The 22,131-nt window shown below is 69.0% G+C and carries 22 protein-coding genes; 12 read left to right on the forward strand and 10 right to left on the reverse strand.

The window, feature by feature from the left end:
* Positions 1–29: 29 nt before the first annotated feature.
* Genes ACFY9N_RS09300 through ACFY9N_RS09310 form a run of 3 tightly spaced genes read left to right on the forward strand, consistent with a single transcriptional unit; the run spans position 30 to position 1,377 of the window.
* Complete coding sequence (locus tag ACFY9N_RS09300) at positions 30–380, forward strand: DUF3099 domain-containing protein (protein WP_391478222.1); 351 nt, start codon at positions 30–32, stop codon at positions 378–380.
* The gene (locus ACFY9N_RS09305; protein ID WP_391478223.1) at positions 377–571 is read left to right on the forward strand and encodes a hypothetical protein; all 195 of its coding nucleotides are present in this window, start codon (positions 377–379) and stop codon (positions 569–571) included. Before ACFY9N_RS09300 ends, ACFY9N_RS09305 begins: the two co-directional genes overlap by 4 nt.
* The gene (locus ACFY9N_RS09310) at positions 568–1,377 is read left to right on the forward strand and encodes an SURF1 family protein (RefSeq protein WP_391478224.1); all 810 of its coding nucleotides are present in this window, start codon (positions 568–570) and stop codon (positions 1,375–1,377) included. Before ACFY9N_RS09305 ends, ACFY9N_RS09310 begins: the two co-directional genes overlap by 4 nt.
* Before the next feature lie 3 nt (positions 1,378–1,380).
* Here ACFY9N_RS09310 and ACFY9N_RS09315 read toward each other — a convergent pair whose 3' ends face one another.
* Both ACFY9N_RS09315 and ACFY9N_RS09320 read right to left on the reverse strand, forming a co-directional pair.
* On the reverse strand, positions 1,381–1,959 hold the full coding sequence (locus ACFY9N_RS09315; RefSeq protein ID WP_391478225.1) for a pyridoxal 5'-phosphate synthase: 579 nt from the start codon (positions 1,957–1,959) through the stop codon (positions 1,381–1,383).
* Between the two features lie 35 nt (positions 1,960–1,994).
* On the reverse strand, positions 1,995–3,593 hold the full coding sequence (locus ACFY9N_RS09320; protein WP_391478226.1) for an ABC-F family ATP-binding cassette domain-containing protein: 1,599 nt from the start codon (positions 3,591–3,593) through the stop codon (positions 1,995–1,997).
* 162 nt (positions 3,594–3,755) lie between these two features.
* Between ACFY9N_RS09320 and ACFY9N_RS09325 the strand changes: the two genes are divergently transcribed.
* The 4 genes from ACFY9N_RS09325 (at position 3,756) to ACFY9N_RS09340 (ending at position 7,733) form a co-directional block, all read left to right on the forward strand.
* Positions 3,756–4,373, forward strand: a complete 618-nt coding sequence (locus tag ACFY9N_RS09325; protein WP_391478227.1) for a DedA family protein — start codon at positions 3,756–3,758, stop codon at positions 4,371–4,373.
* A 5-nt stretch (positions 4,374–4,378) separates the two neighbouring features.
* Positions 4,379–5,632 carry a sensor histidine kinase gene (locus ACFY9N_RS09330; RefSeq protein ID WP_391478228.1) on the forward strand — a complete coding sequence of 418 codons (1,254 nt, stop codon included), beginning with the start codon at positions 4,379–4,381 and terminating at the stop codon, positions 5,630–5,632.
* A complete protein-coding gene (locus ACFY9N_RS09335; protein WP_391478229.1) occupies positions 5,629–6,297 on the forward strand; it encodes a response regulator in 669 nt (222 codons plus the stop codon). Before ACFY9N_RS09330 ends, ACFY9N_RS09335 begins: the two co-directional genes overlap by 4 nt.
* Positions 6,298–6,401: 104 nt before the next feature.
* On the forward strand, positions 6,402–7,733 hold the full coding sequence (locus ACFY9N_RS09340; RefSeq protein WP_391478230.1) for an acyltransferase: 1,332 nt from the start codon (positions 6,402–6,404) through the stop codon (positions 7,731–7,733).
* Here the strand turns inward: ACFY9N_RS09340 and ACFY9N_RS09345 are convergent.
* From ACFY9N_RS09345 to sufB, 7 genes are read right to left on the reverse strand one after another with little or no spacing between them, the layout of a single operon-like run.
* Positions 7,702–9,066, reverse strand: a complete 1,365-nt coding sequence (locus tag ACFY9N_RS09345) for an MFS transporter (RefSeq protein WP_391478231.1) — start codon at positions 9,064–9,066, stop codon at positions 7,702–7,704. The genes ACFY9N_RS09340 and ACFY9N_RS09345 overlap by 32 nt on opposite strands.
* Entirely contained in the window at positions 9,063–10,217 is a 1,155-nt protein-coding gene (locus ACFY9N_RS09350) for a MalY/PatB family protein (protein WP_391478232.1), read from the reverse strand. The genes ACFY9N_RS09345 and ACFY9N_RS09350 overlap by 4 nt, the downstream gene beginning before the upstream one ends.
* Entirely contained in the window at positions 10,217–10,546 is a 330-nt protein-coding gene (locus ACFY9N_RS09355) for a metal-sulfur cluster assembly factor (RefSeq protein ID WP_353113410.1), read from the reverse strand. Before ACFY9N_RS09355 ends, ACFY9N_RS09350 begins: the two co-directional genes overlap by 1 nt.
* Positions 10,547–10,555: 9 nt before the next feature.
* On the reverse strand, positions 10,556–11,326 hold the full coding sequence (sufC, locus tag ACFY9N_RS09360) for a Fe-S cluster assembly ATPase SufC (protein WP_391478233.1): 771 nt from the start codon (positions 11,324–11,326) through the stop codon (positions 10,556–10,558).
* On the reverse strand, positions 11,326–11,652 hold the full coding sequence (locus tag ACFY9N_RS09365) for a non-heme iron oxygenase ferredoxin subunit (RefSeq protein WP_247622259.1): 327 nt from the start codon (positions 11,650–11,652) through the stop codon (positions 11,326–11,328). Before ACFY9N_RS09365 ends, sufC begins: the two co-directional genes overlap by 1 nt.
* On the reverse strand, positions 11,649–12,854 hold the full coding sequence (gene sufD, locus ACFY9N_RS09370) for a Fe-S cluster assembly protein SufD (RefSeq protein ID WP_391478234.1): 1,206 nt from the start codon (positions 12,852–12,854) through the stop codon (positions 11,649–11,651). Before sufD ends, ACFY9N_RS09365 begins: the two co-directional genes overlap by 4 nt.
* A 1-nt stretch (position 12,855) precedes the next feature.
* Positions 12,856–14,274, reverse strand: coding sequence for a Fe-S cluster assembly protein SufB (sufB, locus tag ACFY9N_RS09375; RefSeq protein WP_391478235.1), 1,419 nt, complete (start codon positions 14,272–14,274; stop codon positions 12,856–12,858).
* 232 nt (positions 14,275–14,506) lie between these two features.
* Here sufB and ACFY9N_RS09380 point away from each other — a divergent pair, with 232 nt between their 5' ends.
* A complete protein-coding gene (locus ACFY9N_RS09380; protein WP_391478236.1) occupies positions 14,507–15,646 on the forward strand; it encodes a heme A synthase in 1,140 nt (379 codons plus the stop codon).
* A gap of 94 nt (positions 15,647–15,740) precedes the next feature.
* The gene (locus ACFY9N_RS09385) at positions 15,741–16,217 is read left to right on the forward strand and encodes a hypothetical protein (RefSeq protein ID WP_391478237.1); all 477 of its coding nucleotides are present in this window, start codon (positions 15,741–15,743) and stop codon (positions 16,215–16,217) included.
* Here the strand turns inward: ACFY9N_RS09385 and ACFY9N_RS09390 are convergent.
* A complete protein-coding gene (locus ACFY9N_RS09390) occupies positions 16,163–17,077 on the reverse strand; it encodes a heme o synthase (RefSeq protein WP_391478477.1) in 915 nt (304 codons plus the stop codon). The genes ACFY9N_RS09385 and ACFY9N_RS09390 overlap by 55 nt on opposite strands.
* A 207-nt stretch (positions 17,078–17,284) precedes the next feature.
* Here ACFY9N_RS09390 and tkt point away from each other — a divergent pair, with 207 nt between their 5' ends.
* The 3 genes from tkt to ACFY9N_RS09405 are packed head-to-tail and all read left to right on the forward strand — an operon-like array spanning position 17,285 to position 22,109.
* Positions 17,285–19,396: a transketolase gene (tkt, locus tag ACFY9N_RS09395; RefSeq protein WP_391478478.1), complete on the forward strand. Its 2,112-nt coding sequence runs from the start codon at positions 17,285–17,287 to the stop codon at positions 19,394–19,396.
* Positions 19,393–20,505: a transaldolase gene (gene tal, locus ACFY9N_RS09400; protein ID WP_391478238.1), complete on the forward strand. Its 1,113-nt coding sequence runs from the start codon at positions 19,393–19,395 to the stop codon at positions 20,503–20,505. The genes tkt and tal overlap by 4 nt, the downstream gene beginning before the upstream one ends.
* Positions 20,502–22,109 carry a glucose-6-phosphate isomerase gene (locus ACFY9N_RS09405; RefSeq protein WP_391478239.1) on the forward strand — a complete coding sequence of 536 codons (1,608 nt, stop codon included), beginning with the start codon at positions 20,502–20,504 and terminating at the stop codon, positions 22,107–22,109. The genes tal and ACFY9N_RS09405 overlap by 4 nt, the downstream gene beginning before the upstream one ends.
* The last annotated feature ends 22 nt before the right edge of the window (positions 22,110–22,131 follow it).

The following is a 22,131-nucleotide window of genomic DNA, read 5'->3' on the forward strand; positions in this document are numbered from 1 at the left end:
CGCGCCCACCGGCGTAGGCTGGAGGCATCGTGAACCGCAAGCATTCCGTCCCCGCAGTGACCTCGCTGCCGCAGTCGCCGGCAGCCGAGTCCGATCACCGCGTGCGCCGTTATGCCATCACGATGACGATCCGCATCGTGTGCTTCGGACTGATGGTGTTCGTGCAGCCCTACGGGTGGTACACCTGGGTGTTCGCCGCGGCGGCCGCGGTGCTCCCTTACATCGCCGTGGTGTTCGCGAACGCGGGCAGCGACAGCACCGAGTCCGCCGCCGAATCCCCCCGGCAGGAGATCGAGGCGACCCCGCGAGTCGCGCCCGACGAGATCGAAGAGACTCCCGGCATCATCACGATCCACGAGAAGCCGCAGGACCGCCCGTGACCGATCTCATCTGCTCGCGCGCCGGATGCCGGAGCGCGGCGACGAAGCAGGTCGTCTGGCGCAACCCCCGCATCCACGCCGCCGACCGCGAGAAGATCTGGCTGGCGTGCGACGAGCACGTGGAGTACCTGCACGACTACCTGGCGGCCCGCGACTTCCCGGTGGCCGTCCGAAACGGAGTACCCGCGTGAGCAAGCGCCTGACCCGGTGGATGGTCTACGTCCTCATCGCGATCGGCTTCGCGATCGCCTGTGCGTTCCTCTCCCAGTGGCAGTTCGACCGCAACGAGTCCCGCGCCGAGCAGATCGAACTCGTCGAGCAGAACTACGATGCCGACCCCGTTCCGCTCGGCGACCTGATCGGCGACGACGACGTGCTCCAGCCCGGCGATGAGTGGCACCCGGTCGTGCTCAGGGGCGAGTACCTCTCCGATCAGCAGTTGCTGGTGCGCAACCGACCGCACGGAGGCACCAGCGCCTTCGAGGTACTCACGCCGTTCCGCGATGTCGACGGCCGCGTGTTCGTCGTCGACCGCGGCTGGGTTCCCCCGGGCGACGGCGACACCCCGGATGCCGTCCCCGAGGCGCCGAGCGGCACCGTCGAGGTGATCGCGCGTCTGCGCCCGAGCGAACAGGTCCCCGCGTCCGGACGTGGCGCCCCCGAGGGGCAGGTTCCGACCATCAACCTGCCCACCATCGCGGGTCTCATCGACGGCGACGTCGTCACGGCGGCCTATGGGCAGTTGATCAGCGAGGAACCGGCGGGAGCGCCCCTGGGTGGGTTCACCTCGCCCACCGACGACCCCGGGCCGCACCTGTCGTACGCGATCCAGTGGATCCTTTTCGCGATCATGGGCTTCATCTTCATCGGGTACATCATCCGCACCGAGATCGTGAAGCACCGCGAGGAGGTCGAGGGCCGACCGGCTCCGGTCAAGGAGAAGCGTCGGCGAGACAAGGACGCCGACGTCGAGGACGAGCTCCTCGACGCTCGCTGACGCTCAGGCGCTCGCCGCCCCGGCATCCGTTCGCACCCACGCACCGTCACGGGATTCGTACACGAGCCGGACGTGCCGACGATCCGGCGAGCCCTGCCAGAACTCGATGCGCTCGGGTACGAGTCGCCACAGCACCCAGTCGCCGGGTTCGATCCCTGAACGCGCCGTGGCCGAGCGCGCCGCAAGATCGGCGGCGCTCTCCTCCGCCGCGGCTTCGACGACCCGACCGCGTGCGCGCACGGCGCGCACGAGAGGCTGCCACCAGAAGCTCAGCGCAGCTGCGGGGTGCACCGCCAGGTGATCGGCCTTGCGCGATCCCCGCGGACCGGCGAATGCCCAGCCGCGCTCATCGACGTCCTTGAGGATCAACGCACGCGCATCCGGGATGCCGTCTGCACCGACCGTCGCCAACGTCGCGACATGCGGTTCGGGTACCCCGGCCTGCACGGCCGCACCGATCCAGTTCCGGAAGAGGTCGACGGGCGAATCCGGCGCAGCGGACGCGTCCCACGCCGGCGCGGTTCCGATCAACGACGGCTGATGACGCAGCCAGGAAGACATCTCGCTCGGTGGGGTCGGCATGCCTCCGACTATGCCACCGATGCGCCGCTCAGGCGTCAGGCGAGCTCGATGAGGTCCTGATACTCCTGGTTCCAGATGTCTTCCACGCCGTCCGGCAGGATGAGCACGCGCTCGGGGTTGAGCGACTGCACCGCTCCCGGGTCGTGCGAGACGAGCACCACGGCACCCTCGTAGTGCGCGAGCGCGTCGAGGATCTCCTCGCGTGACGCGGGATCGAGGTTGTTCGTGGGCTCATCGAGGAGCAGCAGGTTCGCCGACGATACGACGAGGGTCGCGAGCGAGAGACGGGTCTTCTCACCGCCGGAGAGCACGCCCGCAGGCTTCAGCACGTCGTCTCCGGTGAACAGGAACGATCCGAGCACGCGACGCGCCTCGGTCTCGGTGATGTGCGGAGCGGCCGAGACCATGTTCTCGAGCACGGATCGACTCACGTCGAGGTTCTCGTGCTCCTGGGCGTAGTAGCCGACCTTGAGGCCGTGCCCCGGCTCGAGCTGGCCGGTGTCGGGCTGGTCGACGCCGGCGAGCATCCTCAGGAGCGTGGTCTTGCCGGCACCGTTCAGGCCGAGCACGACGACCTTCGAGCCGCGATCGATCGCGAGATCGACGTCGGTGAAGATCTCGAGCGAGCCGTACGACTTCGACAGCCCCGACGCCATGAGCGGCGTCTTGCCGCAGGGCGCGGGCTTCGGGAAACGCAGCTTCGCGACCCTGTCCTGCTGCCGCACGTCGTCGAGTCCGGCGAGCAGCTTCTCGGCGCGCGCCACCATCTGGTGGGCAGCCGCGGCCTTCGACGCCTTCGCACCGAAGCGGGCGGCCTGCTGCTGCAGGGTCGTGGCCTTCTTCTCGGCGTTGGCGCGCTCCTTCTTGCGACGCTCCTCGTCGGCGACGCGCTGACGCAGGTAGTTCTTCCAGTTCATGTTGTACGTGTCGATGACCTGACGGTTCGCATCGAGGTAGAACACGCGGTTGACGGTCTCGCCGACGAGTTCGACGTCGTGGCTGATGACGATCAGTCCACCCTTGTACGTCTTGAGGAACTCGCGCAGCCACACGACGCTGTCGGCGTCGAGGTGGTTGGTCGGCTCATCGAGGATCATGGTCTCGGCATCCGAGAAGAGGATGCGGGCGAGCTCGATGCGGCGACGCTGACCACCCGACAGGGTCGACAGCGGCTGGTCGAGGATGCGGTCGGGAAGCGAGAGGTTGTGGGCGATGGATGCCGCCTCTGCCTCGGCGGCATAGCCGCCCTGCGCCTCGAACTGCTCGGTGAGGGCCGCGTAGCGCTTCATGGCCTTCGCCGCGACGGCGGGGTCGTCCGAGCCCATCGCGAGCGACGCCTCGGTCATACCGAGGTTGAGCTGACCGAGGCCGCGGGCGTCGAGGATGCGCGTGCGCGCGAGGTCCTCGGGGTTGCCCGAGCGAGGATCCTGCGGCAGGTAGCCGAGTTCCCCCGAACGCGTCACGCTGCCGCCGGAGGGCAGCACGTCGCCGGCGAGCACCTTGGTGAGGGTGGTCTTGCCGGCGCCGTTCCGGCCGACGAGGCCGATCTTGTCACCGTCGCCCACGCGGAACGACACGTTCTCCATCAGGAGGCGGGCGCCCACGCGGATCTCGAGTTCGTGCACGGCAAGCACAGCGGGATGTCCGTTCGTTCGGGTGGAAGGTGGCCGAGCGGCCAGCCTCCCAGTATAAGCGCCCCGTCGGTACGAGCAGCCCAGGAAGATCACTCCCTGGTCTGACGCGATCGATACCACGGGGTGATGACCTCGCACCCGCCCGATTCGTACCGTTCCAGGGTGGACGTGATCAATGACCTCATTCTCCAGGCCGTGGCCTCGCCATGGCTCGTGCTCGCGCTCTTCGCCGTCACGGTGATCGACGGGTTCTTCCCTCCGGTGCCGAGCGAGACCGTCCTGGTCGCCGCGGCGGCGGCATCCGTCTCGGGCGGAGGGACGAACCTGCTCCTCCTCGGCATCATCGCGGCCGTCGGCGCAGCCCTGGGCGACAACATCGCGTTCCTCCTCGGCCGGCGGATCGGAACCACCCGGGCGAGGTGGATGCGCCGACCGCGCGTGCGCGCCGCGTTCGCGCGTGCGGAGCAGGCGCTCGAGACCCGCAGCGCCGCGCTCATCCTCGGGGCCCGCTACATCCCGGTCGGCCGCGTCGCCGTCAACATGACCGCGGGCGCCGTCCGCTTCCCGTGGCGGCGCTTCCTGCCCCTCAGCCTCGTCGCCGGAGCGAGTTGGAGCGCGCTCAGTCTCGCGATCGGCCTGCTCGCCGGCAGCTGGATCAAGGATCAGCCGCTCCTGAGCGCCGGGGTCGGGATCGTCATCGCGCTGCTGATCGGCGTCGTGATCGACCGCGTGTCCGCGGCCCGGCGCCGACGAAGCGCACCTGCCCACCTGGCAGGATGAACGTCGTGACCCGTTCTCCGCGCCCTCCCCGTCTCCGCAGACGGACCTTGGCGGCGATCGGCCTCTGGACGGTGACGATCAGCCTGTACGCGGTGTTCGTGCCCATCCATGCCGCCCTGTACGGCACCCCGCCCGCTCTGGCCTTCCTCCTCGGCGCCGCCGTCTGCGGTGCGGTCCCCCTGTCGATCGACCATCCGCGCATGGCGATCGTCCTGTTCTGCGCGGCGACCTTCGTCGTGCCTCTGGTCACGGACGGGGCTCTCGCCGCCACCGCGCCGTGGCCGTGGTCCGTTCCGTCGACGATCGCCCTGGTGGTCGTCACCGGACTCGTCACCGGGATCCACGGCGCGCGCTGGGGCGCTCTCCCCCTCGGCATCGGACTCGCCGCCTCCCTCACCGCCGCGCTGCTGCGTCCCGACATCATCGAGACCGCGAACGTCGGGGCCACGGCCACCGCCGACCTCATCGTCACGGCATCCGTGGGCGTCGCCGCGCTTCTTCTCGCCCTGCTGATCGCCAGCCGCCTGCGCATCGGAGCGGAACTCACACGGGAGCGCGAGCACTCCGCGCTGGAGGAGTCGCGCCGCGCCCTCGTCGAGGAGCGCACCCGCATCGCCCGCGAACTGCACGACGTCATCGCCCACAGCATGTCGGTCATCCAGGTACAGGCCTCGACGGCCCGGTACCGGCTGCCGACCATCGACGACACCGCCGCCGCGGAGTTCGACGACATCGCCGCGACCGCGCGCACGTCGTTGAGCGAGATGCGGCGGATGCTCGGAGTCCTGCGCACCGAGGACCAGACGATCGAGCTCGCGCCGCAGAGCGGCATCGACGACATCCCTGCGCTGGTCGAGACGATCCGTCGTGCCGGGGTCGATGCGGGCCTCTCCCTCGTGGGCATGGACGCCGCGGCATCCGCTCCCGCGGCTGTCCAGATCGCGGCCTACCGAATCGTGCAGGAGAGTCTCAGCAACGCGGTACGTCACGCGTCCGGCAACGCCGTGACCGTGCAACTGCAGGCGGATGCCGCCACCCTCCGGATTCGCGTGCGCAACTCCGCCCCTGCCGAGGCACGGGATCGCGGCACCGGGCACGGTCTCCGAGGAATGCGGGAGCGCACGGAGGTGCTCGGCGGCAGTCTCACGGCCGGGCAGACTCCCGACGGCGCCTGGCTCGTCGAGGCCGCTCTCCCCCTGGCCGGAGGGAACGACGGGCAGCCGTCCCCGGCATCCGCGACTCACAAGGAGAATCCGTGACCATCAACGTCCTCATCGCCGACGACCAGGCCATGGTACGGGCCGGCTTCGCCGCGCTGCTCGACGCGCACGACGGCATCCGGGTGACCGGTCAGGCCGCCACCGGAGCCGAGGCCGTCACCATGTCCGCGCGGCTCGATCCCGATGTCATCCTCATGGACGTGCGGATGCCGGACCTCGACGGGATCGAGGCGACGCGACGGATCCTCGGCTCCTCGTATCCAGCGGCGCACGTCCCGCGCATCCTCATGCTCACCACGTTCGACATCGACGACTACGTCTACGACGCGCTCGAAGCGGGAGCGAGCGGATTCCTCCTCAAGGACGCACTCCCGGAGGAGCTGGTGCACGCCGTGCGCGTGGTCGCCGCCGGAGACGCCCTCCTCGCACCGAGCGTGACCCGTCGCGTCATCGCGCAGTTCGCCGGTCGTCGCCCGCGCACACCCCGTGCGGCATCCGCGCTCGCCGACCTCACCGACCGCGAGCGGGAGGTGCTCGTGCTGATCGGCCGTGGGCGGTCGAACGGCGAGATCGCCGCCGAACTCTTCATCGCCGAGCAGACGGTGAAGACGCACGTCGGCAAGGTGCTCGCAAAACTCGGGCTCCGCGATCGTGTGCACGCCGTGATCCTGGCGTACGACACGGGGCTCGTCGAGCCCGCCTGAGTCCGGGATCACCCCACGGTACGGGGTACGACGGCACCACGGTGTGATGCCCCACGGGTTACGGCGTCCATAGCCTCACGGGAGACCGTTCCCCAGGAGGATCCATGGCCATCGTGCAGGCGCCCGCCGTCCGACCCACCCCGACCGTCACGACTCCCGGAGTCCGCGACACCGGGATCGATCTCGTCCGCTCGCTCTGCGTGATCGCGGTCGTGCTGCTGCACGCGATCATGGTCGGCGTCGACGTCGTCGACGGACGCCCTGTCTTCGACAATGCGAGCACCGGCACCTGGTGGATCGTGCCTGTCAGCTGGGCGTTGCAGGTCATGCCGCTCTTCTTCGTCATCGGCGGCTTCTCCGGTCTCCTCGCGTACCGTGCAGTCCTCGCCCGGGATGGCGAAGCGCGGAGTTTCGTCGCGGGCCGGGTGCACCGGCTGTTGCGGCCCGCAGTGGTCACGATCGCCGTGATCGGTGCCGCTCTCGGTGCTCTGCTGCTCCTCGGCGTGCCGGCCGATCTCGTCGCCGTCGCCGGCTATCGCTACGGGCAGCCGCTGTGGTTCCTCGCGGTCTTCCTGCTCTGCCAGGCGCTGCTGCCCGCGCTCGCGAACGCCCATCGGGTGCGACCACTCCTCAGCCTGACGCTGCTCGTCGCCGCAGCGGTCGCGGTCGACATGTCCCGAGCGATCAGCGGCATCGAGGCCCTCGGGTTCCTCAACCTCGCGTTCGTCTGGCTCGCACTCCAGCAGATCGGCTTCTTCCTCGCCGACGGTCGGATCGATGCCCTCAGTCGGCGCCTGCGGATCCGCCTCGCCCTCGGTGCGGTCGTCACGCTGCTGCTGGCCTTCGCGACCGGATTCTGGCCCGCCGATCTGATCGCGCACATCAATCCGCCGACGATCGCCTTGATCCTGGTGGGCGTCGCTCACACGTGCGCGCTCTCGCTCCATCGCACGCGTCTCGCCGCTCTCAGCCGTCGCCCGGTCGCGGCGCTCCTGATGACATTCATCGGCGGTCGGACGATGACGATCTACCTCTGGCACATGCCGGTACTGCTCGCCATGGCCGGTGCGACCGCGCTCGTCGCGATCGGCGAGGGCACGGCGCTCCCGGAGATCGGGGGTGCCGACTGGTGGAGTGGGCGTCCACTGTGGCTCGCGATGGCCCTCGCCCTCACCGCTCTGGTCGCGCTGCCGTTCACACGATTCGAGACGCTCCGCGCGCCTCTCCCCGCCGACACCACACGGCGCCTCGTCCTCGCGGTGCTGAGCGGTCTGATCGGTGTGGTGCTGTTGCTCGTGATCGGCACGACACCGATCACGGCGTCGATCGCCGTCGCGCTGCTCGTCGTAGCGCTGCGCCTGGCGGCTGCCCCGGCGCGGGACGCGAAATCGTCCCGGTTGTGGCTCAGGAGCGCTCGGCCGCGTGTCCGAGCCTGAGGCCCGGGAGAGCGGCCACGCCGACCAGCGCGATGCAGACCACGAACACGATCCAGAACGTGCCGACACCGCCTCCGAGCGCCGCGACCGCGAGACCGGCGAACGCGATCGTGACCGCGGACCCCGTGGAGTCCGAGATCGACAACGCCGAGGAGTTGAATCCCTGGTCGCGCTCGTCGGAGTATGCGAGCGTGAGCACCGTCAGACGCGGATACAGCAGGCCCATTCCCCCGCCCGCGAGACCCCACCCGATGAGGACCACGAGCGGGGAGATACCGACGAGAGCGGCCAGCAGCACGCACAGCAGTGCGAGCAGCAAGAGGGCGAGGCTGATCGTCGTGATGCGACGGTTCCCGAGGCGCTCGCCGTACTTCCCCTGCACCGCGGATGCCCCGGCCCACGCGAGAGCAGCGAACATGAGAGCGACGCCAGCCCACGTCGCCGTGAACTCGAAGCGCTCCATGAGCAGGTACGGGATGTACGCCTCGGCGGCGAAGAAGGCGCCGGCGACGATACCGCGCATGAGCACCACGCTCGGCAGCCCGCGTCCGGCCCGCAGAGTCCCGCGCGGCAGTAGCGGCAGGATCGCGACGGAGATCACCACCAGCGCACCGACCGCGACCGGCCACCGTACGGCGGACAGCATATCGGCGGTGAATCCGATCACCACCGCGAGCACCGCGACGACGACCGCGAGCAGCAGGCGGGTCGCGATCACCCGGCGATTCTGCGACTCGCCGTGACCGAGGTCGACCCCGCGCAGTCGCACGGCGATCACCATGAACGCGATGCCCGTGAGCACCGCGACCCCGAGGAACGTCCAGCGCCAATCGATGTGCTCGGCCACGGCTCCGGCGAGGAACGGACCGATCATCGACGGCACGACCCAGGCCGCTGCGAACGCGGCGAAGATCCGGCCGTGCAGATGGGGCGGGTACAACCGCGCGACGACGACGTACAGCGCGACGGTCTGTCCGCCCGCGCCGAGCCCCTGAACGAGACGGCCCACGAGGAACTGGTGCATCGTGACCGCGAACCCCGAGATGAGCAGTCCCACCAGGAACAGCGTGACCGCGACGTAGAGCGCCCCGCGCGGACCGCGGGCATCCGACCAGGCGCCGGCGGCGACCATGCCGATGACACCGGTCGCCAGAGTGCCGGAGAACGCCACCGCGTACAGCGCACCCCCGTCGAGCGCCTCGCTGACGATCGGCATCACCGTCGTCACCGCGAGCGCCTCGATCGCGGCGAGGAAGATCAGCGCCACCGCGCCGGTCGTTACCCAGATGCGGCTCCGGTCCCAGATCGACGCGACGGGCTGCGGAGCCGTCATCGCCCGACGAGCGCCGCGATGCGCTCGATGGCTTCGGTGAGGATCTCGGGGCTGGTGCCGAAGTTCAGGCGAGCGAAGCCCGTGCCCTCGTCGCCGAAGGCCGCCCCGTTGTGGAGAGCGACCTTCGCCTCGCGCAGGATGCGCCGCGAGGGATTGTCTCCCCACCCCAGTGGCCGCAGGTCGATCCAGGCGAGATAGCCCGCATCGGGGATGCGGTAGCGGGCACCCGGGAGGTGCCGGGCGAGGAGGTCCTCGAGCAGCACACGGTTCTCGTCGAGTGCGCGGAGCAGCCCGTCGAGCCACCCATCGCTCTCCTCGGAGAACGCCGCGACGGCCGCGATCAGACCGAACTGCCCCGTGCGCCAGACCACCTCGATGGGCAGGTCGCGCAACACGGCATGCGTCGCGTCATCGGCGGCCACCATCAGCGCGCATTTGAGGCCCGCGAGATTGAACGCCTTGCTCGCGCTGACCACCGCATAGCCGACCCGGCGCGCGGCGTCGTTCACGGCGAGGAACGGTGTGAAGCCCGTGCCGGGCTGAGCCAGCGGCGCGTGGATCTCGTCCGAGACCACCGCCGCACCGAACTCGTCGGCGAGATCGGCGAGTGCGGCGAGAGCCTCCCGATCGTGCACGGTCCCGGTCGGATTGTGCGGATTGCAGAGCAGGATCGCGGTCGCTCCGTCGTCGAACGCCGCTCGGATGCCGTCGAGATCGAGTTCCCAGCGCGAACCCGTGTCACGCAGGGGCACGCGCTCGACCTCGGCACCGGCCTCGGCGACGAGATCGTAGAAGGGCGGATACACCGGAGGCGTCACGACAACGCGCTCCCCCGGCTGGGTCACCCGACGGAGGATCTCGACGATCCCCATGCTCACGTCTGCCGTGCTGCGCATCCGCGCCGGGTCGGGAGACCACCCGAACCTCCGCGCGGCGAACGCCGCGTAGGCGTCGTTCAACGGAGTGCGCGAGGCGATGTACCCGGTGTCGCCGACATCCAGCGCACGCTGGAGCGACGCCGTGATCTCCGGCGCGAGCGGGAAGTCCGTCTCCGCCACGAAGAGCGGCAGCACGTCATCGGGGTACTCGCGCCACTTCTCGCTCGTGCGCCGGCGCAGCTCGGCGAGAGGCAGCGCCTTCACCTCGAGCATCAGATGGCGAAGCCGAGCGCTCGCATCATGTCGCGGCCGTCGTCGGTGATCCGCTCGGGACCCCACGGCGGCATCCACACCCAGTTGATCCGGAAGCGGTCGACGACCTTGTCCAGGGCCTGCGCGGTCTGCTCCTCGAGCACGTCCGTGAGCGGGCACCCGGCACTCGTGAGCGTCATGTGGATGACGAGAGCATCGTTCTCGTCATCCCACGCCAGGTCGTAGATGAGTCCGAGGTCGACGACGTTGATCCCGAGCTCGGGATCCATGACGTCCTTGAGAGCCTCGGTGACCTCGTCGTACTTCTCGTCGGTCAGCGTCGCGGTCATGCGGTCAGCCTACGCCTCGATGGGAGCGGCGGGGTCGAGGAAACGGTCGTATCCCTCGTCTTCCAGCCGGTCGGCGAGCTCGGGGCCGCCCTCCTCGACGATCTTTCCGGCGACGACCACGTGCACGAAGTCGGGGCGGATGTAACGGAGGATTCGCGTGTAGTGCGTGATGAGCAGCACGCCGAGGCCGGTCGCCTCCTTGGCGCGGTTGACGCCCTCCGAGACGATCTTCAGCGCATCGACGTCGAGACCCGAGTCGGTCTCGTCGAGGATCGCGAACTTCGGCTGCAGGACCTCGAGCTGGAGGATCTCGTGACGCTTCTTCTCGCCGCCCGAGAAGCCCTCGTTGACGTTGCGCTGCGCGAACTTCGGGTCCATGCGCAGGTTGGCCATGGCAGCCTTGACGTCCTTGGTCCACGCGCGGATCGCGGGAGCCTCGCCGTCGAGCGCCGTCTTGGCGGTGCGCAGGAAGTTGGTGACCGTCACACCGGGAATCTCGACCGGGTACTGCATCGCGAGGAACAGACCGGCGCGCGCGCGCTCGTCCACGCTCATCTCGAGCACGTCCTCACCGTCGAAGGTGATCGAACCACCGGTGACGGTGTACTTGGGGTGCCCGGCGATCGTGTACGCGAGCGTCGACTTGCCGGAGCCGTTCGGGCCCATGATGGCGTGGGTCTCACCCGTGTTCATGGTCAGGGTGATTCCGTTGAGGATCGGGGTGGTCCCCGTTTCGGTCTCGACCGTCACGTAGAGGTCGCGGATCTCGAGAACAGACATCAGATTTCCTTCGTCACAGTCGGGTCGATGAGCACGTCGTCGCCGTCGATCTCGACGACGTAGACGGGGACGGGCTCGTAAGCAGGGAGGTTCTGGGGCTTGCCGGTGAGCAGCGAGAACGCCGAGCCGTGGGCCCAGCACTCCACCGTGTCACCTTCGACGAACCCCTCGGAGAGCGAGATGTCTCCGTGGGTGCAGGTGTCGCCGATCGCGTGGATGACGCCCTCGCCGTCCTTGATCACGGTGATCGGAACGCCGTCGGGCTCGACGCGGATCGGCATGTCCTGCTCGAGCTCCGCGACACCGCACACGCGCTGAGCGCTCATGCGGAGACCGCCGCGAGCTCGGCCTCGATCGCGTCGAGCAGCTCGGTCTCGAGCGCGGGGATGCCGAGACGCTGCACGATGTCGCTGAGGAATCCGAGCACGACCAGACGACGCGCCTCCTCCTCGGTGATGCCGCGCGCCTGCAGGTAGAAGAGCTGCTCGTCATCGAAACGACCGGTCGCGCTCGCGTGACCGGCGCCGACGATGTCACCCGTCTCGATCTCGAGATTCGGGATCGAGTCGGCGCGCGCGCCTTCGGTGAGAACGAGGTTGCGGTTCGCCTCGTACGAGTCGGTGCCCGTGGCATCCGGTCCGATGAGCACGTCGCCGATCCACACCGAGTGGGCGCTCTCGCCCTGGAGCGCGCCCTTGTAGAGCACGTCGCCCTTCGTGTGCGGACCCTTGTGGTGCAGGTAGACCTGGCTCTCGAGGTGCTGCCCGGCGTCCGCGTAGGACAGGCCGTACAGGTAGCCCTCGGAACCGGCACCGGTGAGTTCGACGCTCGGGTTCACCCGCACGACACCGCCGCCGAAGCTGATGACGAAGTGCTTGAGCGTGGCGTCGGCGCCGACCGTGGCCTGGTGAGCCGCCGCATGCACGGCATCGTCATCCCACCGCTGCAGGCTGATGACCGAGAGCTGGGCGCCGTCGCGCACGATGATCTCGACGTTCTGCGCGTACTGGGCCGAGCCCGAGTGCTCGAGCACGATCGTCGCACGCGAGTGCGGCAGCGCCTCGATGAGGATCTGCGCGAACGCACGCTTGTCGGCGCCCGCACCCCGGATCGGAACGACGACGGGCTCACCGAGCTCCGCCTCGGCCGGCACCTGGATGTGGAGGCCACGCGGTCCGTGCTTCCAGGCCAGGGCGCTGGGGAGATCTTCCGGACGGAAGAACTCGCCGTAGGTCTCCACGCCCTCGGCGGCGGGCTCGAGAAGCGCCTCCGCCTGCTCGAGGTCGTAGCTGACGGCATCCGCATCGCCGGGCTCATCGGCGAGGAGACCGGCGAGCTTAGCGACGGGTGTGTGCTTCCAGTTCACCTCGCGACCCGTGGGCGCGCCGAAGTCGGCGGGCTCGAACGAGTGCGGGCGCTCGGAGCGGGTCTGCACCGGCACGAAGCCGGCATCCGCCACCTGCGCCGCCGGGTCGACGTGCGCGCTCGAGTAGTGCGACGCCGTGGGCGTCGTCGTCTGGGAGGTCATCTCAGCCGACCGATCCTTCCATGCCCATCTCGATGAGCTTGTTCAACTCCATCGCGTACTCCATCGGCAGCTCGCGCGCGATCGGCTCGATGAAGCCGCGCACGATCATCGCCATCGCCTCGTCCTCCGGCATGCCGCGGGACTGCAGGTAGAAGAGCTGCTCCTCGCTGACCTTCGAGACGGTCGCCTCGTGGCCGAGCTGCACGTCGTCGACGCGGATGTCGATCGCCGGGTATGTGTCGGAACGCGACTTCGTGTCGACCAGGAGCGCGTCGCAACGCACCGTGTTGGCCGAGTGGTGGGCGTTCGCATCGACGCGGACCTCGCCGCGGTAACCCGCACGGCCGCCGCCGCGGGCGATCGACTTCGAGACGATCGACGACTGCGTGTACGGAGCCATGTGGATCATCTTCGCGCCGGCGTCCTGGTGCTGGCCGGGGCCGGCGAAGGCGACCGAGAGCGTCTCGCCCTTGGCGTGCTCGCCCATGAGGTAGATCGACGGGTACTTCATCGTCACCTTGGAGCCGATGTTGCCGTCGACCCACTCCATCGTCGCGCCCTCGTGCGCGACGGCACGCTTGGTGACGAGGTTGTAGACGTTGTTCGACCAGTTCTGGATCGTCGTGTAGCGCACGCGGGCGTTCTTCTTCACGATGATCTCGACGACGGCCGAGTGCAGCGAGTCGGACTTGTAGATCGGAGCCGTGCAGCCCTCGATGTAGTGCACGTAGCTGTCTTCGTCCGCGATGATCAGGGTGCGCTCGAACTGACCCATGTTCTCGGTGTTGATGCGGAAGTACGCCTGGAGCGGGATCTCGACGTGCACGCCCTTGGGGACGTACACGAAGGAACCGCCCGACCAGACGGCCGTGTTGAGGGCCGCGAACTTGTTGTCGCCGGCCGGGATGACGGTGCCGAAGTACTCCTCGAAGAACTCGGGGTGCTCGCGCAGCGCCGTGTCGGTGTCCATGAAGATGACGCCCTGCTGCTCCAGGTCCTCGCGGATCTGGTGGTACACGACCTCGGACTCGTACTGCGCGGCGACACCGGCGACGAGACGCTGGCGTTCGGCCTCGGGGATACCGAGGCGCTCGTAGGTCTCGCGGATCTCCTCGGGGAGGTCCTCCCACGACTGCGCCTGCTTCTCGGTCGAGCGCACGAAGTACTTGATGTTGTCGAAGTCGATGTCGCTGAGGTCGGCGCCCCACGTCGGCATCGGCTTGCGGCCGAACAGCTGGTACCCCTTCAGACGGGTCTTCAGCATCCATTCGGGTTCGCTCTTGAGCGCCGAGATCCCGCGGACGACCTCCTCGGAGATCCCGCGTTTCGCGACGGCGCCGGCGGCGTCAGCGTCGTGCCAGCCGAATTCGTACACCCCCAGCCCATCGAGCTCCGGGCGGTCGATCAACACATCCGACATCACACTCTCCTCATTGGGCCTCAACGGTGTCATCCGCCCCGACACACCTGATCCCCGTCGAGTCTGCGGGGAGCGGGTGCCGCTGGTGGGCCCTCATCGCCGGCGCATCCTTCGCGCCTAAACTGTTATCGATGCTTCCGCGCCCTCGAGCGCGCATCGCAACAATCCGATTCTACAGGTTCCGCTTCGCGGACGGGCCGCCCGTCCCGTCCGAAGCGCGCCGGAGGCCCCCATGCCCGACACCGCCACGCCCGCCCGCACCACCCCCGCGGAGCTCGACCTGCGACCCGCAGCCTTCACCTCCCCGTGGGGCCGCGTCCTCCGCGTGTTCGCGTGGCTCTCGTTCCTCACCGAGACGATCATCATCGGAACCGGTGGCGCGGTGCGGCTCACCGGTTCCGGACTCGGATGCTCCGAATGGCCGCTCTGCACGCCGGAGTCCCTGGTCCCGATCCTGGCGGATCAGGGCATCCACGGCGCGATCGAGTTCGGCAACCGACTCATGACCGGCGTCGTCGGCGTCATCGCGCTGGCGGTCGTCCTGCTCGTGCTGCACCTCACCGACGGATCGCGCTCGGTCTTCCGCGCTCTGCGCTACGCCGGTGGCGGCATCCTCGCGGCCGCCGCGGCGTTCGCGCTCGTCAGCCTCACCGGCCTTCCGGTGCCCGCCTTCCCCGTGGCATCCGCGGTCCTGCTGCTCGCCGTGATCGCCGCAGCCGTGCACACCACGCGTCGCACCTCGACGCGCCGCGATCTCGTCGTGCTGGCCTGGGTCGTATTCGCCGGCGTCATGGCGCAGGCGCTCGTCGGCGGCATCACGGTGCTCACGGGGCTGAACCCGTTCATCGTCGGATTCCACTACACGTCGTCGCTGCTCCTGGTGTGCGTCACCGCGGCGTTCCTCGTGCGCATGTACGCGGTTCCCGGCCCGCGCGAGCGCGCGGTGCCGACCTGGTTCATGATCCTCAGCCACGTCACCGGTCTCGCGCTCGCGGTCACCATCCTCTTCGGCGTGCTCACGACCGGTTCCGGTCCGCACTCCGGCGATCAGGACGTGCTGCGGCACGGGTTCGACGCGACGGTGCTCGCGCACGTGCACTCCTGGCCGGGGTACATCCTCGCCGCCCTCGTGCTCGCCCTCGCCGTCTCCGCCTGGGCACTGCGTCTTCCTCCCCGGAAGTGGCTCGTCGTGCTTGTGCTGGCGATCGCGGTCCAGGTCGGCGTCGGCGTGTGGCAGGCTCGCGAGGGACTCCCGCCACTGCTCGTCGGCATCCACATGGTGCTCGCCTCACTCTCGGCCGCGACCTACACCGTCGTGGTGCTGAAGCTGAAGCGACCGGTCGTCGACGAAGATCTCTCCCCCGTCGCCTGATCGCCCGCTTCCCCGCGCGTGTCAGTGCGCGCGGACAGCCGATCCATAGGTTCCGCATACCGCAGTCATCAGCGCGTCCGTGATCGTGGTCGGCATGAACAAGTCACTGACACGCAGCATCGGTTTCTGGCTGCTCCTCGTGCTCGCGCTCGCCTCGACCGCTGTGGGCGGTTGGCTCATCTCCGGCCAGATCGGAACGATGACCACGACGCTCCTCGACGGGACGGCCACGGGCATCGAGGTCTACGTCGGGCAGTCGCTGGTCGTCGTCGGAGCCGCCCTGCTCGGCGCCGGAGTGCTCGGCATCCTCCTCGCCGTCGCGCTCGTCGCCGTGCAGGCGATCATCCCCGCGTCGACGCCCGTCGTCGTCGAGCCCATCGACTGGAAGGCCGAGTCCGAGGATCTGGCCGCGTCCGAGGACGACGCGACGGTCACGGCTGTCGGCGAGGAGACCTCAGCGGACGACGCCGTCGACGCCACGACGGAGCCGGAGAAGGCGGATGCCGAGACCGACGATCAGAACGGCAGCAGCGGGTCGACCGCGACCGCGACGAAGATCAACGTCAAGTAAGTGATCGAGGCGTGGAAGACTCGCATCGGCCGCGCCTCGGTACCCCGCACCGCACGGTTGTACAGGCGGTGCGACTCGTAGATGAACCATCCGCCGAAGACGAGGGCCGACACGGTGTAGACGAGGCCCATGTTCGCGATCGGCACCAGCAGCAGCGAGCAGGCCAAGGTCGCCCACGCGTACAGGATGACCTGGAGACCGACCTGCGAAGCATTGCGCGTGACGCCGAGCATGGGCACGTCGACGTCGTCGTAGTCACTGCGGTACTTCATCGACAGCGGCCAGTAGTGCGGCGGCGTCCACAGGAAGATCAGCAGGAACAGGATGAACGCCGGCCAGTCGAGCGAGCCGGTCACGGCTGCCCAGCCGATGAGCACCGGGAAGCAGCCGGCGATGCCGCCCCACACGATGTTCTGCTCGGTGCGGCGCTTGAGCAGCATCGTGTAGATCACGACGTAGAAGAAGATCGCGAAGGCCGACAGCGCGGCGGCGAGCCAGTTCGTCGTGACCAGCAGCCAGACCGTCGAGAGCACCGCGAGCGTCCAGGAGAACACGAGGGCGCCGCGCGGGGTGACCTCGCCCGTCACGAGCGGACGGTTCTCGGTGCGGTGCATGTGCGCGTCGATGTCGCGATCGAGGTACATGTTGAAGGCCGCAGCGGATCCGGCGCTCATCGCGCCGCCGATCACGGTGGCCAGCACCAGCCACAGATCGGGCATCCCGCCGTACGCCAGGAACATCACCGGCACGGTCGACACGAGAAGCAGTTCGAGGACGCGGGGCTTGGTGAGGGCGACGTACGCCTTCACCGTGCGACCGATGGACTGCTTCTCCACGGTCTGATCAGACATCGTCGAGATCTCGATCGCCTCCTCCGCACGCGCCATGACAACCCTTCCAGTCTAGGGCACGCGGCGGGGCGGACTCGGAGCGTAAGACGGGGTCTGGGGTCGAACCCTCCCCGCTATGCTGAAATGACTCGCGCCCAGCGCTGTGCACACTCTCCGTGACGATGCGGAGGCGCAGGGAATACGGGCGCCCTCGAAACTGTCGGAAAGGGCATGAACGTGTCGGAATTGCAGTGGGATGAGATCGATCGGCGCGCGGTGGACACCGCTCGCCTCCTGGCGGCTGACGCCGTGGAGAAGGTCGGAAACGGACATCCCGGCACGGCAATGAGCCTCGCTCCCGCCGCCTATCTCCTCTACCAGCGCGTGCTGCGCCACGACCCGACCGACACGGACTGGCTCGGTCGCGACCGCTTCATCCTCTCGGTCGGACACTCGTCGCTCACGCAGTACGTGCAGCTCTACCTCGGCGGCTTCGGCCTCGAGCTCGATGACCTCAAGGCGCTGCGCACCTGGGGCTCGCTCACCCCCGGTCACCCCGAGTACGGCCACACCAAGGGCGTCGAGATCACCACGGGCCCGCTGGGTCAGGGCCTCGCCTCGGCCGTCGGCTTCGCGTACGCCGCCCGCTACGAGCGCGGCCTGTTCGACCCCGAGGCGGCAGCGGGCACCAGCCCGTTCGACCACTTCGTCTACGTCATCGCCGGCGACGGCGACCTGCAGGAGGGCGTGACCAGCGAAGCCTCGTCGCTCGCGGGCCACCAGCAGCTCGGCAACCTCATCGCCATCTACGACTCGAACCAGATCTCCATCGAGGACGACACGAACGTCGCCTTCACGGAGGACGTCGCGAAGCGCTACGAGGCCTACGGCTGGCAGGTGCAGACGGTCGACTGGAAGAAGACCGGCGAGTACGTCGAAGACGTCGCCGAGTTGAACGCGGCCATCGACGCCGCGAAGGGCGAGGCGTCCAAGCCCTCGCTCATCATCCTCAAGACGATCATCGGCTGGCCGTCGCCCGGCAAGCAGAACTCCGGCAAGATCCACGGTTCCGCGCTCGGCGCCGACGAGCTCGCCGCCACCAAGAAGGTCCTCGGCTTCGACGCCGACGAGAACTTCGCCATCGCCGACGACGTGATCGCACACACGCGCGGGCTCGCCGAGCGCGCCGCCGGTGTCCGCGCCGAATGGCAGCAGTCGTTCGACGCCTGGGCCGCCGCGAACCCCGAGCGCAAGCAGCTCCTCGACCGCCTCGAAGCGGGAGAGCTCCCCGCCGACATCCAGGGCGCGCTCCCGGTCTTCGAAGCCGGCAAGGACGTCTCGACCCGTGCGGCCTCCGGACAGGTCATCAACGCCCTCGCCGCCGAGCTCCCCGAGCTCTGGGGTGGATCGGCCGACCTCGCCGAGTCGAACCTCACCACGATCAAGGGCGCGCCGTCCTTCATCCCCGAGGAGTGGTCGACGCACGAATGGTCGGGCAGCCCCTACGGCCGCGTGCTGCACTTCGGCATCCGCGAGCACGCCATGGGCGCCATCGTCAACGGCATCGTGCTGCACGGCAAGACCCGCGCGTTCGGCGGCACCTTCCTCATCTTCAGCGACTACATGCGCCCCGCGGTGCGTCTGGCCGCACTGATGAACGTGCCGAGCGTGTTCGTCTGGACCCACGACTCCGTCGCGCTCGGCGAGGACGGCCCGACGCACCAGCCGATCGAGCAGCTCGCGACCCTCCGCGCGATCCCGAACCTCGCGGTCGTACGTCCTGCCGACGCCAACGAGACCTCGGCCGCCTGGCTCGAGATCCTTCGCCGACAGGAGGGTCCGGCCGGCATCGCCCTCACCCGTCAGAACATCCCGGTGTTCGCGCGCGGCGAGGGTGACGCGGCAGGCGATGTCTTCGCCTCCGCAGACCGCACCGCCCGCGGCGCATACGTGCTGGCGGAAGCCGCGAACGGCACGCCGGACGTCATCATCATCGCCACCGGATCCGAGGTGCAGCTCGCCGTCGAGGCCCGCGCTGCTCTCGCCTCCGAGGGCGTCGGCGTGCGTGTCGTCTCGGCGCCGTCGCTCGAGTGGTTCGACGAGCAGGACGAGGCATACCGCGAAAGCGTGCTGCCCGCCTCCGTCACCGCGCGCGTGTCGGTCGAGGCCGGTTCCGTGCTCACGTGGCGCGGCATCGTCGGCGACCGCGGCCGCTCGGTCGGCATCGACCACTTCGGCGCATCCGCCGACTACAAGACCCTCTTCCAGAAGTTCGGTATCACCACGGAGGCCGTGATCGCGGCCGCTCGCGAGACCATCGCCGCACACAGCACCAAGGAGAACGCATGAGCACCCCCACCGCACAGCTCGCCGCCGCCGGCGTCAGCATCTGGCTCGACGACCTCTCTCGCACCCGAATCTCGTCCGGCAACCTCGCCGAACTGATCGAGACGCGCAACGTCGTGGGTGTCACTACGAACCCGACGATCTTCGCCAACGCGCTCACCGACAAGAGCAACACGTCGTACGACGCGCAGGTGACCGAGCTCGCCGCCTCCGGCGCCTCCGCCGAGGAGGCCGTGTTCGCGGCCACCACCCAGGACGTCGCCGCCGCACTCGACGTGTTCCGTCCGGTGTGGGAGGCCTCGAACCACGTCGACGGCCGTGTCTCGATCGAGGTCTCCCCCGACCTCGCGCACGACACCGACGGCACCGTCGCGTCGGCCAAGGAGCTGTGGAGCAAGATCGACCGCCCCAACCTCCTGGTCAAGATCCCCGCGACGAAGGCCGGTCTCCCGGCCATCACCGAGGCGATCGCCGCCGGCATCAGCGTCAACGTCACGCTGATCTTCAGCCTCGAGCGCTACGAAGAGGTCATCGACGCCTACCTCGCGGGTCTCGAGCGCGCGAAGGACGCGGGCACCGACCTCTCGACGATCCACTCGGTCGCCTCGTTCTTCGTGTCACGCGTCGACACCGAGACCGACAAGCGCCTCGACGTGATCGGCACCGACGAGGCGAAGGCCCTCAAGAGCAAGGCGGGTCTCGCGAACGCGCGTCTGGCCTACGAGCTCTTCGAGAAGAAGTTCGCCGAGAAGCGCGCACAGGATCTCCTCGCCGCCGGCGCGAACCTGCAGCGTCCGCTCTGGGCCTCGACCGGCGTCAAGGACCCGTCGCTCCCCGATACCCTCTACGTGACCGAGCTCGTCGCCTCCGGCGTCGTCAACACGATGCCGGAGAAGACGCTCGACGCCACGTTCGACCACGCCGTCGTCACCGGCGACACGATCACGGGCGGCTACGCCGAGGCTCACGAGGTCTTCGATGCGCTGGCCGCGGTCGGCATCGACCTCGTCGACGTCACCCAGGTGCTCGAGGACGAAGGGGTCGCGAAGTTCATCGACTCCTGGCACGACCTCCTGGAGCAGGTCGCCGCGACGCTGGAGGCACAGCGATGACCTTCGGCATCCATGCCTCCGGCGACGCGCGCGTCGCGATCGACGAGGCCGTCCCGGCGCTCGTGCGCGACCTCATCGCGTCTCGCATCACGGGCGGCGACTCGACCCTGTGGGGCCCGGCCGCCGAGGCCGAGGCATCCGTTCGTCTGGGCTGGGTCGAGGCCGTCTCGGTCTCGCGTCCGCTCGTCGACGAGATCGTGGGCCTGCGCGAACAGCTCGCCGCGAAGGGCGTCACCCGCGTCGTGCTCGCGGGCATGGGCGGATCGTCGCTCGCCCCCGAGGTGATCGCGCAGACCGCGGGCAAGCCGCTCACGATCCTCGACTCGACGGCCCCTGGTCAGGTGCTCGCGGCCCTCGACGAGGGACTCGCCGACACCGTGCTCGTCGTCTCCTCGAAGTCGGGTTCGACGGTCGAGACCGACTCGCAGCGTCGCACCTTCGAGGCCGCGTTCCGCGACCTCGGCATCGACCCGCTCGAGCGCATCGTCGTCGTGACCGACCCGGGCTCCCCGCTCGACGTCTCGGCACGCGAGACCGGCTACCGGGTCTTCAACGCCGACCCGAACGTCGGTGGACGCTACTCGGCGCTCACCGCCTTCGGCCTCGTTCCCTCGGGCCTCGCGGGCGTCGACATCAGCGAACTCCTCGACGAGGCGGAGGCGTCGCTGCTCGAGGTCGCGGTCGACTCCGCCGAGAACCCCGCACTGCGCCTCGGCGCGGCCATCGCCGCGACGAACCCGCGCCGCGACAAGCTCGGCCTCATCACCGACGGCACCCACATCAAGGGGCTGCCGGACTGGATCGAGCAGCTGATCGCGGAGTCCACGGGCAAGGACGGCACGGGCATCCTCCCCGTCGTCCTGCTGCCGGTCTCGCCCGAGCTCGACACGAAGCCCGCGGATCTCCAGATCGTACGCCTGGTGGACGACGCCAACGAGTTCCACCTGCACGAGCGCCACGAGGGCGAGATCCTCGTCAGCGGCTCGCTCGGCGCGCAGCTCATCGTCTGGGAGTATGCCACCGCTATCGCGGGCCAGCTGCTGCGGATCAACCCGTTCGACCAGCCCGACGTCGAGTCGGCCAAGGTCGCGGCCCGTGGTCTGCTCGACGCGCGCCCCGAGCCCACGGCTCCCGCGTTCGTCGAGAACGGTGTCGAGGTGCGCGTGTCCGATCCGGCTCTCGCCGCCTCGGGCACCGTCGAAGGCGTGCTCGACGCTCTCTGGGCACAGCTCGCCGAAGACGGGTACGTCTCGATCCAGGCCTACGTCAACCGCCTCGAGGTTCCGCAGCTGCAGGGTCTCCGCGAGCTCGTCGCCGCCGACTCCGGTCGCCCGACGACCTTCGGCTGGGGTCCGCGCTTCCTGCACTCCACGGGTCAGTACCACAAGGGAGGCCCGGCACAGGGCGTCTTCTTGCAGATCCTCGAGCGCACCGACGTCGATCTCGAGATCCCGGAGCGACCGTTCACGTTCGGCCAGCTCATCGAGGCTCAGGCCGCCGGCGACGCCGCGGTCCTGGCCGAGCACGGTCGTCCGGTCGTCTCGCTGACGATCACCGACTCGTCGGCCGACGTGCTCACCCTCTTCGAAGCCGCACAGAAGTAGTCAGCAGGAGAATCCCCCACCG

Source organism: Microbacterium sp. NPDC008134 (assembly GCF_042957055.1).
Lineage (GTDB): Bacteria > Actinomycetota > Actinomycetes > Actinomycetales > Microbacteriaceae > Microbacterium.

What these genes read in the sequence shown, in the direction of transcription:
- ACFY9N_RS09315 (WP_391478225.1), bottom strand. Translation starts at nt 1,959, where the DNA reads ATGCCGACCCCACCGAGCGAGATGTCTTCCTGGCTGCGTCATCAGCCG.
- ACFY9N_RS09340 (WP_391478230.1), top strand. Translation starts at nt 6,402, where the DNA reads ATGGCCATCGTGCAGGCGCCCGCCGTCCGACCCACCCCGACCGTCACG.
- ACFY9N_RS09345 (WP_391478231.1), bottom strand. Translation starts at nt 9,066, where the DNA reads ATGACGGCTCCGCAGCCCGTCGCGTCGATCTGGGACCGGAGCCGCATC.
- ACFY9N_RS09350 (WP_391478232.1), bottom strand. Translation starts at nt 10,217, where the DNA reads ATGCTCGAGGTGAAGGCGCTGCCTCTCGCCGAGCTGCGCCGGCGCACG.
- ACFY9N_RS09355 (WP_353113410.1), bottom strand. Translation starts at nt 10,546, where the DNA reads ATGACCGCGACGCTGACCGACGAGAAGTACGACGAGGTCACCGAGGCT.
- sufC (WP_391478233.1), bottom strand. Translation starts at nt 11,326, where the DNA reads ATGTCTGTTCTCGAGATCCGCGACCTCTACGTGACGGTCGAGACCGAA.
- ACFY9N_RS09365 (WP_247622259.1), bottom strand. Translation starts at nt 11,652, where the DNA reads ATGAGCGCTCAGCGCGTGTGCGGTGTCGCGGAGCTCGAGCAGGACATG.
- sufD (WP_391478234.1), bottom strand. Translation starts at nt 12,854, where the DNA reads ATGACCTCCCAGACGACGACGCCCACGGCGTCGCACTACTCGAGCGCG.
- sufB (WP_391478235.1), bottom strand. Translation starts at nt 14,274, where the DNA reads ATGTCGGATGTGTTGATCGACCGCCCGGAGCTCGATGGGCTGGGGGTG.
- ACFY9N_RS09380 (WP_391478236.1), top strand. Translation starts at nt 14,507, where the DNA reads ATGCCCGACACCGCCACGCCCGCCCGCACCACCCCCGCGGAGCTCGAC.
- ACFY9N_RS09385 (WP_391478237.1), top strand. Translation starts at nt 15,741, where the DNA reads ATGAACAAGTCACTGACACGCAGCATCGGTTTCTGGCTGCTCCTCGTG.
- tal (WP_391478238.1), top strand. Translation starts at nt 19,393, where the DNA reads ATGAGCACCCCCACCGCACAGCTCGCCGCCGCCGGCGTCAGCATCTGG.
- ACFY9N_RS09405 (WP_391478239.1), top strand. Translation starts at nt 20,502, where the DNA reads ATGACCTTCGGCATCCATGCCTCCGGCGACGCGCGCGTCGCGATCGAC.